This is a genomic window from Kitasatospora sp. NPDC090091, assembly GCF_044747365.1.
Classification (GTDB): domain Bacteria; phylum Actinomycetota; class Actinomycetes; order Streptomycetales; family Streptomycetaceae; genus Kitasatospora.
Genome location: NZ_JBIVDY010000001.1, coordinates 453,116 through 465,581 on the forward strand (window position 1 = coordinate 453,116; position 12,466 = coordinate 465,581).

General features: G+C 73.4%; 11 protein-coding genes. 3 read left to right on the forward strand and 8 right to left on the reverse strand.

Going from position 1 to position 12,466, the window contains the following annotated elements; genetic code table 11:
* The first annotated feature begins 67 nt into the window (after positions 1 to 67).
* Positions 68 to 2,200: an ATP-binding protein gene (locus ACIPSC_RS02025; RefSeq protein ID WP_400822269.1), complete on the forward strand. Its 2,133-nt coding sequence runs from the start codon at positions 68 to 70 to the stop codon at positions 2,198 to 2,200.
* Between the two features lie 89 nt (positions 2,201 to 2,289).
* Positions 2,290 to 2,610, forward strand: a complete 321-nt coding sequence (locus tag ACIPSC_RS02030; protein ID WP_400822490.1) for a tetratricopeptide repeat protein — start codon at positions 2,290 to 2,292, stop codon at positions 2,608 to 2,610.
* Between the two features lie 96 nt (positions 2,611 to 2,706).
* On the opposite strand, the gene rpsD is transcribed toward ACIPSC_RS02030, so the two are convergent.
* The 4 genes from rpsD to ppk2 all read right to left on the reverse strand — a co-directional run bounded on the left by rpsD (position 2,707) and on the right by ppk2 (position 6,651).
* On the reverse strand, positions 2,707 to 3,321 hold the full coding sequence (gene rpsD / locus ACIPSC_RS02035; RefSeq protein WP_238861607.1) for a 30S ribosomal protein S4: 615 nt from the start codon (positions 3,319 to 3,321) through the stop codon (positions 2,707 to 2,709).
* Between the two features lie 348 nt (positions 3,322 to 3,669).
* Positions 3,670 to 5,019: a replication-associated recombination protein A gene (locus tag ACIPSC_RS02040; protein WP_400822271.1), complete on the reverse strand. Its 1,350-nt coding sequence runs from the start codon at positions 5,017 to 5,019 to the stop codon at positions 3,670 to 3,672.
* A gap of 83 nt (positions 5,020 to 5,102) precedes the next feature.
* Positions 5,103 to 5,705 carry a hypothetical protein gene (locus ACIPSC_RS02045; RefSeq protein ID WP_400822272.1) on the reverse strand — a complete coding sequence of 201 codons (603 nt, stop codon included), beginning with the start codon at positions 5,703 to 5,705 and terminating at the stop codon, positions 5,103 to 5,105.
* 163 nt (positions 5,706 to 5,868) lie between these two features.
* Positions 5,869 to 6,651, reverse strand: a complete 783-nt coding sequence (gene ppk2, locus ACIPSC_RS02050; protein WP_400822491.1) for a polyphosphate kinase 2 — start codon at positions 6,649 to 6,651, stop codon at positions 5,869 to 5,871.
* Between the two features lie 278 nt (positions 6,652 to 6,929).
* On the opposite strand from ppk2, the gene ACIPSC_RS02055 reads away from it, so the two are divergent.
* Positions 6,930 to 7,895 carry a LysR family transcriptional regulator gene (locus tag ACIPSC_RS02055; protein WP_400822274.1) on the forward strand — a complete coding sequence of 322 codons (966 nt, stop codon included), beginning with the start codon at positions 6,930 to 6,932 and terminating at the stop codon, positions 7,893 to 7,895.
* A gap of 64 nt (positions 7,896 to 7,959) precedes the next feature.
* Here ACIPSC_RS02055 and ACIPSC_RS02060 read toward each other — a convergent pair whose 3' ends face one another.
* From ACIPSC_RS02060 to ACIPSC_RS02075, 4 genes are all read right to left on the reverse strand, one after another.
* Positions 7,960 to 8,466 carry a GNAT family N-acetyltransferase gene (locus ACIPSC_RS02060; RefSeq protein WP_400822276.1) on the reverse strand — a complete coding sequence of 169 codons (507 nt, stop codon included), beginning with the start codon at positions 8,464 to 8,466 and terminating at the stop codon, positions 7,960 to 7,962.
* Positions 8,467 to 8,558: 92 nt separating this feature from the next.
* The gene (gene aspS, locus ACIPSC_RS02065) at positions 8,559 to 10,349 is read right to left on the reverse strand and encodes an aspartate--tRNA ligase (protein ID WP_400822277.1); all 1,791 of its coding nucleotides are present in this window, start codon (positions 10,347 to 10,349) and stop codon (positions 8,559 to 8,561) included.
* Entirely contained in the window at positions 10,346 to 11,608 is a 1,263-nt protein-coding gene (hisS, locus tag ACIPSC_RS02070) for a histidine--tRNA ligase (protein ID WP_400822278.1), read from the reverse strand. Before hisS ends, aspS begins: the two co-directional genes overlap by 4 nt.
* 11 nt (positions 11,609 to 11,619) lie before the next feature.
* Entirely contained in the window at positions 11,620 to 12,327 is a 708-nt protein-coding gene (locus ACIPSC_RS02075) for an MBL fold metallo-hydrolase (RefSeq protein WP_400822280.1), read from the reverse strand.
* Between the last annotated feature and the right edge of the window lie 139 nt (positions 12,328 to 12,466).

Sequence of the window (12,466 nt, forward strand, 5' to 3'; positions counted from 1 at the left end):
CGACTCGACAGCGGATCCGAGAGGGGCCTCGGCGCAGGGGCCGGCGCCCGGCGGTCTCCCGGCGGAGGTGACCAGCTTCGTCGGGCGGCACCGGGAGCTGACCGAGCTGGCCGGGCTGCTCGCCGCCGCCCGGCTGGTGACGGTGACCGGCCCGGGCGGGGTCGGCAAGAGCCGGCTGGCGCTGCGCGCCGCGGCCCGCGCGGCGGGCGCCTTCCCGGACGGCACCCGGCTGGTCGAGGTCTCCCCGGTGCAGGACCCGCTGCTGCTCGGCCACGCCGTGCTGGAGGCGCTGCGGCTGACCGACGGCACCGCGCGGGCGCCGCTGGACGTGCTCACCGAGCAGCTGGCCGGGCAGCGGCTGCTGATCGTGCTGGACGGCTGCGAGCACCTGGTGCCGGCCTGCGCGGAGCTGGCCGAGGCGCTGCTGCGGGCGCTGCCGGGCCTGCGGGTGCTGGCCACCAGCCGGGCGGAGCTGCGGGCGGCGGGCGAGCACCTGTACACGCTGGCGCCGCTGCCGGTGGGCCCGGTGCGCCCGGGTCCGTTGCCGGACGCGGTGCGGCTGTTCGCCGACCGGGCGCGCGCGGCGGTGCCGGGCTTCGAGGTCACCCCGGCGAACGCCGAGGCGATCGCCCAGCTCTGCCGGCGGCTCGACGGCATTCCGCTGGCGGTGGAGCTGGCGGCCGGGCGGCTGCGCGCGCTCTCGGTGGAGCAGATCACCGCCCGGCTGGACGACCGGTTCCGGCTGCTCACCGGCGGCAGCAGGACGGCCCTGCCGCGCCACCAGACGCTTCGAACGACGATCGGTTGGAGTCACGAGCTCTGCACAGTGCAGGAACGTTTACTCTGGGCGCGCCTCTCGGCCTTCGCTGGCGCCTTCGACCTGGAGGCCGCCGAGTACGTCTGCGCCGGCGGGGGCCTGGAGCCGGACGACCTGCTCGACCTGGTGTCCGAGCTCGTCGGCAAGTCCGTCGTGCTGCGCGAGGAGAGCGCCTTCGGCGTCCGCTTCCGGCTGCTCGACACGCTGCGCGAGTACGGCCTGCACTGGCTGCGCGCGGCCGGCGAGGAGCGGCGGCTGCTGCGCCGCCACCGGGACTGGTACCTCGGGGTGGCCACCTGGGGCGAGGTCGAGTGGTTCGGGCCCCGGCAGGCGGAGACCGCCGAGCGCACCGGCCTGGCCCACGCCAACCTCCGGGCGGCGCTGGAGTTCTGTCTCGCCGAACCGGGCGAGGAGCAGCTGGCCCTGCTGCTGGCCGGCACGCTCTGGTTCTACTGGGTCGGCTGCGGCCACCTCGGGGAGGGCCGGCACTGGCTGGACCGCGCGCTGGCGCTCGCCCCCGAGCCGACCGAGGCGCGGGCCAAGGCGCTCTGGGTCACCGGGTACATGGCCACCCTCCAGGGCGACCTGGTGGCCGCCCGCCCGGCGCTGGAGGAGTGCCGCCGCCAGGCGCTGGACACCGGGGACGACCGGGCCCTCGCCTACGCCGTCCACCGGCAGGGCTGCGCGGCGCTGATCGGCGACGAACCGGTCCGGGCCGCCGAGCTGTTCGAGGAGGCGCTCTGGCACTACCGGACCATCGGCGAGCTCAACAGCAACGTCCTGATGGCCATGTTCGAGCTGGGCATCGCCTACCTGTTCCAGGGCGACCAGGAGAGCGGCGAGCTCTGGCTGGCCCAGGTCCGCGAGCTCTGCGAGGAGCACGGCGAGCAGTGGGCGTACGCGTACGGGCTCTACGCGCTGGCGTACTCGCACTGGATGAACGGCGAGGTGCGGCTGGCGCGGGCGCAGGCCCGGGAGAGCGTGCGGCTCAACCACCTCTTCCACGACCTGCTCGGCATCGTGCTGGCGATCGACCTGCTGGCGCTGCTGGAGACCGAGCCGACCGGGCCGGGCACGCCGGGCGACCTGCGCGAGGCCCGGGTGCTGCAGGGCGCGGCGCACCGGATCTGGCAGGCGGTGGGCAAGCCGTTCTTCGGCTCGCGCACCTTCAACGGGCCGCACCGGCACTGCGAGGAGCGGGCCCGGATCGGACTGACCGAGCAGGAGTTCGCGGACTGCTTCGCCCTCGGCACCCGGCTCGACCTGGATGCGGCCGTGCACCGTGCGCTGGGCGGCGACGGCCGTCCGGACGGTCCGGGGCCGCTGCCCGGGCCCCGGGCCGCCCCGCCGGCGCCGCAGCCGGCCCCGGTCGGGAATAGTTGAATCTTGTCCATTGCTGGATCGGGCAGCACCACCCGGCGCCACCGTTCCACCCCCGGCGCCGGGCCGATCCGGAAGGAGCAGCCGTGGCCATCCACACCGCCGCCGACGAGTACCGCCTCGCGAAGTTCCACTTCGAGTCCAAGGCCTTCGCCGACGCGGCCCGCATGCTGGAGGGCGTCCTCGCCGAGGAGCCGGCCAACCTCTCGGTCCGGATGCTCCTGGCGCGCAGCTACTACCACTCGGCCCAGCTCACCCGCGCCGAGGCCGAGCTGCGCCGGATCCTGGAGGCCGACCCGGCGGAGGACTACGCCCGCCTGTTGCTGGGGCGGACGCTGGAGCGCCAGGGCCGGGCCGACGAGGCCCGCCCGCACCTGCGGCTCGCCGCCGCGATGACCGGCGGGGAGCTCTGACCGGGGCCGGTCCTCCACCCGCGCGGAAAAGGCGCGAGCCCCGTCGCCGAAGAGGCGACGGGGCTCACTGGGTACGGCAGGCGTACCGCTCGCGGGTCAGCGCGAGTAGTACTCGACGACGAGCTGCTCGTCGCAGATCACCGGGATCTCCTTGCGCTGCGGCGCACGGTCCAGGCGGAAGGCCAGGGCCTTCAGGTTGACCTCGAGGTACTTCGGGGTCTGGCCCTCGCCCGCGTAGCCACCCTCACGGGCGACCTGGAACGGGACCTTCTCCTTGCTACGGTCGCGAACGGTCACGACGTAGCCCGGCTTCATCTGGAACGACGGCTTGTTGACCTTGCCACCGTTGACCTCGATGTGGCCGTGGACGACCATCTGGCGGGCCTGGTAGATGGTGCGGGCGATGCCCGAACGCAGCACCAGCGAGTCCAGACGGGTCTCCAGCTCGGCGACGAGCGCCTCACCGGTCTTGCCCTCGGCCTTCTTCGCGCGGTCGAACGCACGCGACAGCTGCTTCTCGCTCAGGTCGTACTGGGCGCGAAGGCGCTGCTTCTCCAGCAGACGGACCTTGTAGTCCGAGTTCTGCTTGCGGCCACGGCCGTGCTGGCCGGGCGGGTACGGGCGGGCCTCGAAGTACTTGACGGACTTCGGGGTCAGCGGCACGCCGAGCGCACGCGCGATCTTGACCTTGGGACGCTTCTGGTTCGCCATGAACCAAACCTTCCTTGCTTACGAATACGGCTTCACCAGGTGTTGACGGAGGTCGCTCGTCGCGACCCGGAGACAACCACGTCGCCTGCGCGATGCGGTCAGCCGCTCTCCGGAGCCGGGCACATGAGTGCTTGCACACGAGTGGCCCACCGAGCCTGGGCTGGTGGGCTGCACGCGACACCGAATCGGTGCGCGACGCTCCTGGGCCCCCGAGGGGGCCTACGCCGGTGCCCCGCTGGTGCGGCCGGTCGGTCAGGGTCACCCCTGCCGCCGTCCCGGGACACGGCACTTCTCGTCAGTGTACCTGCCGCAGACCCGCCCACTCGCCGCCAGGGCGGCCCGGGGCGGTCAGTCCCCCTTCAGCCGGCCCCTGGTCCACTCGACGATGTCCGCGTAGCGGGCCTCCCCGCCGTGCCGGGTCGGCCGGTAGTACTCCTTGCCGTGCACCGCGTCCGGCGCGTACTGCTGCGCCGCGATGCCCTCCGGCAGGTCGTGCGGGTACTGGTAGCCCTGCCCGTGCCCCAGCTTGCCCGCGCCGCCGTAGTGCGCGTCCCGCAGGTGCGGCGGGACGGCGCCCGCCAGGCCCTGCCGGACGTCCGCCAGCGCCGCGTCGATCGCCAGGTAGGCCGCGTTCGACTTGGGCGCGAGGGCCAGCGCGATCGCCGCCTGGGAGAGGATGATCCGCGCCTCCGGGAAGCCGATCAGCGCCACCGCCTGGGCCGCCGCCACCGCCGTGGGCAGCGCGGTCGGATCCGCCAGGCCGACGTCCTCGCTGGCCGAGATCATCAGCCGGCGGGCGATGAAGCGCGGGTCCTCCCCCGCCTCGATCATCCGGGCCAGGTAGTGCAGCGTGGCGTCCACGTCGCTGCCCCGGATCGACTTGATCAGCGCGCTGGCGACGTCGTAGTGCTGGTCGCCGTCCTTGTCGTAGCGCACCGCCGCGTGGTTCACCGCCGTCTCGGTGGTGGCCAGCGTGATGCTCGCCTCGCCCTTCTCCAGCGCCGCGCCGGCCGCCGCCTCCAGCGTGGTGAGCGCCCGCCGGGCGTCCCCGCCGGCCAGCCGGACCAGGTGGTCCTCGGCCTCCGCGGAGAGCTCCAGCGCACCCTCCAGGCCGCGCTCGTCGGCCACCGCGCGGCGCAGCAGCGCGCGGATGTCCTCGTCGGTCAGCGACTCCAGGGTGAGCAGCAGGGAGCGCGACAGCAGCGGGGAGATCACCGAGAAGTACGGGTTCTCGGTGGTCGCGGCGATCAGGGTGACCCAGCGGTTCTCCACGGCGGGCAGCAGCGAGTCCTGCTGGGCCTTGGAGAAGCGGTGGATCTCGTCCAGGAAGAGCACCGTCTCCTTGCCGCTCATGCCGACGGCGCGGCGGGCGCCGTCGATCACCGCGCGGACCTCCTTGACGCCCGCGGTGATGGCCGACAGCTCGACGAAGCGGCCCTCGACGGCCTGGCTGATCACGTGGGCCAGCGTGGTCTTGCCGGTGCCGGGCGGGCCCCAGAGGATCACCGAGCTGGTCGCCGCCGGGCCTCTCGAGCCGGCGACCAGGCGGCGCAGCGGGGAGCCGGGCTTCAGCAGCTGCCGCTGCCCGGCCACCTCGTCGAGGGTCCGCGGGCGCATCCGCACGGCGAGCGGTGCCCGGCCGGGCTCCCTGGCCTGGCGTTCCTCGGCGGCGGCGGTGAAGAGGTCCGGTTCGTCCACACCGGAAGCCTATGCGAGGGCGCCGACAGCCCCGCGCGGCCGAACGGGCCCGGGTCCCTTCCCCCGTCTTTCGAGCCCCCGCCCTACGAGCGCTCCAGCAGGACCACGTCGAGCTCCTCCAACGAGCGGACGACCGCGCCGGAGGCGGCGGCCTTCGCCCGGGCCGCGGCCTGCGGCCCCCGGGAGGCCGCCAGCGCCGCCCGGTCCGCGAAGACCACGCCCACCGAGCCGCGGCCCACCGCGCGGTTGAGCAGCATCGCGGCGCTGACGAAGCCGTCCATGCCCTGCAGGGCGGGCAGCGCGTTGGCGCGGAAGCCCTCGGCCAGCTCGTCGCCCCGGTCCGGCTCGAAGTCGAACCGGACCAGCCGGAACCCGGCGCCCGGGCCGACCGCCACCGGCGGCGTGACGACCGTGGCCTCCAGCACCTCGACGGCCGTCGTGGTGGCGAACGGCGCCAGCAGCTCGTCACGGCGCTGCCGCAGCCGCTCGGCGCTGTCCCGCTCGTGCTGCGCGGTGTCCCACCAGGAGCCCATCAGGATCACACCGCGCTCGCGGTCGGCGAAGAGCCCGTACCCCCGGTAGCCGGGCTGGGCGGAGAGCAGCCCGACGGCCTCGGCACGCAGTCCGTCCAGCGCCTGGTCGATGGTGCTCGGGTCGCCGGTGAAGTAGCCGGTGCGCACGTACATGGGCGGGTCTCCTGACGTCGTCCGGGCGCCACGGCGGCGCCGCTGCCTTCGGGGCCACGTCCATCCGACGGCCTGGCACCGGCCGCGGCAACGCCACGGAGCCGTTCGGAGGAGCGGCCCCGCGGCCGCCGGCGCCGGGAGGTGCCCGGCCTCCGGCCCGCCGTCAGCCGAGCCGCGCCGCGTGGTCCGGCACGTACGTCTGCGCCTCCCGCGGCGGCCGCCGGTAGCCCCGGGAGGGCGGGCGTTCCGGCAGCTCGATCCGCGGCGGGGCCACCTCGCGGTACGGCAGGCCGGACAGCAGGTGGGCGATCATGTTGATCCGGGCCCGCCGCTTGTCGTCGCTCTCCACCACGTACCAGGGCGACTCCGGCGTGTCGGTGCGGGCGAACATCTCGTCCTTGGCCCGCGAGTAGTCCTCCCAGCGGGTGATCGACTCCAGGTCCATCGGCGAGAGCTTCCACCGGCGCATCGGGTCCTCCAGCCGGCCCCGGAACCGCCGTTGCTGCTCGGTGTCGCTGACCGAGAACCAGTACTTGCGCAGCAGGATGCCCGACTCGATCAGCATCCGCTCGAACGTCGGGCACTGGTCCAGGAATTGCCGGTGCTCCTCGGCGGTGCAGAAGCCCATCACCTTCTCGACCCCGGCCCGGTTGTACCAGCTGCGGTCGAACAGCACGATCTCCCCGGCGGCCGGCAACTGCTCCACGTACCGCTGGAAGTACCACTGGGTGCGCTGGCGCTCGGTGGGCTTGGGGAGCGCCACGACCCGGGCGATGCGCGGGTTCAGAAACTCCGTCACCCGCTTGATCGCCCCGCCCTTGCCGGCCGCGTCGCGCCCCTCGAAGACGACCACCAGCCGGGCGCCCTCGGCGCGCACCCACTCCTGGAGCTGCACCAGCTCGTGCTGGAGCCGCAGCAGCTCGTGCTCGTACGGCTTCCGCGCCAGCCGCTCCGGCGCGCGATCGTGCTCGCGCCCGTGCTCGCGGCCGTGCTCGCGGCTCTCCTTGGCTGCCACCCGGGCGCCTCCGTTCGACGGGGACCTGACGATCCCTCACCGTAGGCGCTGCGCCTGGCTCGCGCAGGCAGCGCACGTCCGGCGCGGCAGCGGCGGCCCCCTGAACCGCCGCTGCCGCGCTCCCCCGTGGACCGGCCCGGAGGCCGAGTGATCAACCTTGGCCCAGACCTGCCGGGCCGGTCCAATATCCCGTTCCATAACCTTGGGGCATGGATGTCGACACCCGGCTGCTGCGCAGCTTCGCCGCGGTCTGCGAGGAGGGGCAGCTGACGGCCGCCGCCGCGCGGCTGTTCGTCTCCCAGCCGACCCTGACCAAGCAGATCCGCCAGCTGGAGGCACTGCTCGGGGTGGAGCTGTTCGAACGCTCCCGCAAGGGCATGTCGCCCACCCCGGCCGGGCGGGCGCTGGCCGAGCACGCCGGGCCGGTGCTGGCCGGCTGGGAGGACGCGCTGCGGGCCACCAGGGCGGCGGCGGCCGAGCAGGTCTCGACGCTGCGGGTGGGATTCGAGGGCGGCATCATCAACGTGATGAGCCGCCGCACCGTGGCGGACTTCACCCGGCGGATGCCCGGCTGGCAGGTGGAGCTGCGGCAGAACAACTGGTTCGACCCGACCTCGGGCCTGGCCACCGGCGAGATCGACCTGACGCTCTGGCACGCCCCGCCGTCGCTGTCGGAGCAGTACAACGTCGCGGTGCTGGGCGAGGAGCCGCGCTGCGCGGCGCTGCCCGCGGGGCACCGGCTGGCCCGGCGGTCGGTGATCGACCTCGCGGACGTCCTCGACGAGCCGTTCGTGGCGATACCGCACGAGGCCGGGCACTGGCGGGACTACTGGCTGGCGGTCCACGAGCGGGGCGGGCGGCCGGTACGGATCGGCGCGGTGGCACACAACGCCGACGAGTGGCTGACCGCGGTGGTGTGCGGCCAGGGCATCGGCTTCGCCCCGGAGACGATGAGCCGGCTGGCGCCGCGGGAGGACGTCGCGTACCGGCCGGTGCGGGGGCTGAGCCCGAGCCAGGTCGGGCTCTACTGGCTGAAGGGGCGGGAGTTGACGCCGGCCATGGCCGCGTTCGTGCACAGCTGCCGGGCGACGATCGCCGGCCAGGCCGGGCCGGAGGTCCCGGCCCTGGAGAGCGCCCCCGCGGCCCGGGCCGTCCCACCGGTCCGGGCGGTATAGGGCCCGTCTCGTGGATCGGGCCCCAGCGCGGTTCGGGAGGCGTCGGCCGCTCCCGCGCGAGGGATCAGGCGGCCTCGAAGGGGTCCGGGTAGCGGCAGAGCCCGCGCGGGGCGCCGTCGTAGCCCGGCAGGGCGAGGGTCTGGAAGTACGCGTCCGGCACCTCGAACGGGCCGGTGATCTCGTGCCGCTGGGCCGGGAGGAAGCCGAACCGGCCGTAGTACCCCGGATCGCCGAGGACCACGACGAGCTTCTCCCCCGCCTCCTCGGCGGCGGACAGCGCGGCCCGCACGACGAGCTCGCCGACGCCCTTGCGCTGCCACTCGGGGGCGACCGCCACCGGCGCGAGCGCGAGGCCCTCGCCGTCGCCGATCCGCAGCCGGGTGAGCAGCGCGTGGCCGACCACCAGGCCGGAGCCGTCCACGGCGACCATCGACAGGCCGGGCAGCCATGCCGGGTCACGGCGCAGCGCGTCCACCAGGTCGGCCTCGTCGGGGCCCGGGAACGCCGCCATGTGGACCCGTCTGGTCGCGGGGGCGTCCTGCGGAGACTCGACTCTGGTGGTCACCTTCATGGGGAACCCTCTCCTCTGTCACACACCGTTGTGGACGGGCCCCGGACGGCGGTGGGCCGTCCGGGGCCGTGAAAGGTTAGCCGATGGGGAGATCAGCCCTTGGGCTGGCCCTCGGGCTTCGCGTCCTCGCGGACCTTCGGCTGGGCGTCGACGCCGGCCTCACGTCGCTGCGCCGGGGTGATCGGGGTGGGGGCGCCGGTCAGCGGGTCGCCGCCGGTGGACGTCTTCGGGAACGCGATGACGTCCCGGATGGTGTCGTACCCGCCGAGCAGGGTGACGATCCGGTCCAGGCCGAAGGCGACACCACCGTGCGGCGGCGGGCCGTAGTTGAAGGCGTCCAGCAGGAAGCCGAACTGCGAGGCGGCCTCCTCCTCGGAGAGGCCGATCGCGTCGAACGCCCGCTTCTGCACGTCCCGCTGGTGGATACGGATCGAACCGCCGCCCAGCTCCGAGCCGTTGAGCACCAGGTCGTACGCGTTGGAGAGCGCGCTGCCCGGGTCGGTGTCGAAGGTGGCGAGCGACTCGGCGGTCGGGGCGGTGAAGGGGTGGTGCACCGCGTGCCAGCCCTGGAACTCGCCCTTGTCGTCCTCGATCGGCTCGAACATCGGGAAGTCGACGACCCAGAGGAAGGCCCACTGGGACTCGTCGATCAGCTCGCAGCGGCGGCCGATCTCCAGGCGGGCGGCGCCGAGCAGCTCCTGCGAGGGGCGCTCCTTGCCGGCCGCGAAGAAGATCGCGTCGCCGTTCTTGGCGCCCGCGGCGGCGGCGAGGCCGGCCAGGTGCTCCTCGGAGAGGTTCTTGGCGACCGGGCCGCGCAGCTCGCCGGTCTCGGCGTCGATGAGGACGTAGGCGAGGCCCTTGGCGCCGCGCGCCTTGGCCCAGTCCTGCCAGGCGTCGAGCTGCTTGCGCGGCTGCGAGGCACCGCCCGGCATCACGACGGCGCCGACGTACGGGGCCTGGAAGACGCGGAACGAGGTGCCCTTGAAGTACTCGGTGAGGTCGGTGAGTTCCTGACCGAAGCGGACGTCCGGCTTGTCCGAGCCGTAGCGGCCCATGGCGTCCGCGTAGCTCATCCGCGGCAGCGGGTTGGGGATCTCGTAGCCGTGCACCTCGCGCCAGACGGCACCGATGATCTTCTCGCCGAGGGCCAGGATGTCCTCCTGGTCGACGAAGGAGGCCTCGATGTCCAGCTGGGTGAACTCCGGCTGGCGGTCGGCGCGGAAGTCCTCGTCGCGGAAGCAGCGGGCGATCTGGTAGTAGCGCTCCATGCCGGCCACCATCAGCAGCTGCTTGAACAGCTGGGGCGACTGCGGCAGCGCGTACCAGTGGCCGGGCTGCAGGCGGACCGGGACGAGGAAGTCGCGGGCGCCCTCGGGGGTGGACCGGGTGAGGTACGGCGTCTCGATGTCGAGGTAGTCGTTCTCCTCCATCACCCGGCGGATGATGTTGTTGACCTTGGAGCGCAGGCGCAGGCCCTTGGCCGGGCCCTCGCGGCGCAGGTCCAGGTAGCGGTAGCGGAGGCGGACCTCCTCGTTGACCGTGCCGGGCTCGTACTCGGCGACCGGGAACGGCAGCGGGGCGGCCTCGGAGAGCACCTCGATCTCGCTGACCACGACCTCGACGGCGCCGGTCGGGATGTCCGGGTTCTCGTTGCCCTCCGGGCGCACGCGGACGTCACCGACGACCTTGACGCAGTACTCGGCGCGCAGGCCGTGCACCGAGTCCAGGTCGCGGACCACGATCTGCACGGTGCCGGAGGCGTCGCGCAGGTCGATGAAGGCCACGCCGCCGTGGTCGCGGCGGCGGGCGACCCAGCCGGCCAGGGTGACGGTGGTGCCTGCGTGCTCCGGGCGGAGCGTGCCCGCGTCGTGCGTGCGGATCACAGCTGCTTCTCCTTCAGGGTGGTGACGAGTGCGTCGAGGGCGACGGGGTTCTGCTCGCCGGTGGTCATGTCCTTGAGCTGGACGACGCCGTCGGCGAGGTCCCGGTCCCCGGCGATCAGGGCGAAGCGGGCGCCGGACCGGTCCGCGGACTTCATGGCGTTCTTGATGCTCTTGACGCCGAACGCGAGGTCGGTGGCGACGCCGGCCCGGCGCAGCTCGACGACCTTGGCGAACAGGACGTTCTTGGCCTCCTCGCCGAGCGCGACGGCGTACACGGAGGTGGCGGCCGGCAGGTCGAGGACGACGCCCTCGGCCTCCAGCGCCAGGTAGGTGCGGTCCACGCCGAGGGCCCAGCCGACGGACGGCAGCGCCGGGCCGCCGATCATCTCGGAGAGGCCGTCGTAGCGGCCGCCGCCGCCGATCGCGGACTGCGCGCCGAGGCCGTTGTGCACGAACTCGAAGGTGGTGCGGGTGTAGTAGTCCAGGCCACGGACGAGCTTCGGGTCGTCGGTGAAGGCCACGCCGTTGGCGGTGAGCAGCTCGCGGACCTTCTCGTCGTACTCCTTGCACGCCTCGCACAGGAAGTCGCGCAGCATCGGGGCGCCGGTGAGCTGGGCCTGCACCGACTCGCGCTTGTCGTCGAGGACGCGCAGCGGGTTGATCTCGGCGCGGCGGCGGGTGTCCTCGTCCAGGTCCAGGCCGGCGAGGAAGTCGATCAGCGCGGCGCGGTAGACCGGGCGGCACTGCTTGTCGCCGAGGCTGTTGAGGAGCAGCGTGTAGTCGCTCAGGCCCAGCGAGCGGAAGGCGTCGTCGGCCAGGATGATCAGCTCGGCGTCCAGCGCCGGGTCCTCGGCGCCGATCGCCTCGGCGCCGACCTGGGAGAACTGGCGGTAGCGGCCGGCCTGCGGGCGCTCGTAGCGGTAGTAGGAGCCCGAGTACCAGAGCTTGACCGGCAGGTTGCCCAGCTTGTGGAGGTTGGCCTGGAGGGCGGCGCGCAGCACCGAGGCGGTGCCCTCGGGGCGCAGCGCGAGCTCCTCCTTGCCGCGCTGGGTGAGCGAGAACATCTCCTTGGTGACGATGTCGGTGGACTCGCCGACACCGCGGGAGAACAGCTTCACGTCCTCGAAGACCGGGGTCTCGATGTAGCCGTAGCCGGCCCGGCGGGCGGGCGCGGCGATGCGCTCGCGGATCGCCAGGAACGTCGCGGAGCTGGGGGGCAGCAGGTCGTAGGTGCCCTTGGGGGCGGTGAAGGTGCTCAACTTCTCTTCCGTCACATTCCTCGTCGCGGGACGGCCGGAGCGCCGAGCGCTCCCGCCGCCTGCCTGAGGTAGGGGTTGGTGGCGCGCTCACGGCCGATGGTGGTCTGTCCGCCGTGGCCGGAGAGGACCACGGTCGCGTCGTCGAGGGGCAGGCACACCCGGGCCAGCGAGTTCATGATCGCCTCGCTGTCGCCGCCCGGGAGGTCCGTGCGCCCGATGGAGCCGGCGAAGAGCAGGTCGCCCGAGAAGAGCACCGGGGGGAGGTCCTCGGCGCCGGGCGTCCGGAACGTCACCGACCCCTTGGTATGGCCGGGCGCGTGGTCGACGGTGAGCCGCAGGCCGGCCAGCTCCAGCACGCTGCCGTCGGTGAGCTCGCGCACGTCGTCGGGTTCGCCGACGGTGAGTTCGCCCATCAGCTGGGTGCCGAGCGAGCGGCCGAGCGCCTTCTCCGGGTCCGCCATCATGTAGCGGTCCTCGGGGTGGATCCAGGCCGGGATCCCCTTGGCGCCGCAGACCGGCACGACCGAGGCGACGTGGTCGATGTGGCCGTGGGTGAGCACGACGGCGACGGGCTTCAGCCGGTGCTCGCGGACCAGCTCCTCGACGCCTCGGGTGGCCTGGTGACCGGGGTCGACGATGACGCACTCCTCGCCCGGACCCGGCGCGACCAGGTAGCAGTTGGTGCCCCAGGCTCCAGCGGGGAATCCGGCGATGAACACGCGCGTCCTTCGTGGTTCGGTCGGCACTGACGGCTACGAGATGCGGCTACGAGACGTGATGTAAAGGCAGCCTACCGGCGGTCCGGGTCCGGTTGCGAACCAGATAGGGGGCGCGGCCCGACTTCGTCCTGACAGGTTC

Coding starts and splice junctions, on each gene's coding strand:
- ACIPSC_RS02045 (WP_400822272.1), bottom strand. CDS start 5,705: ATGTACGTGCGCACCGGCTACTTCACCGGCGACCCGAGCACCATCGAC.
- rpsD (WP_238861607.1), bottom strand. CDS start 3,321: ATGGCGAACCAGAAGCGTCCCAAGGTCAAGATCGCGCGTGCGCTCGGC.
- ACIPSC_RS02060 (WP_400822276.1), bottom strand. CDS start 8,466: ATGAAGGTGACCACCAGAGTCGAGTCTCCGCAGGACGCCCCCGCGACC.
- ACIPSC_RS02055 (WP_400822274.1), top strand. CDS start 6,930: ATGGATGTCGACACCCGGCTGCTGCGCAGCTTCGCCGCGGTCTGCGAG.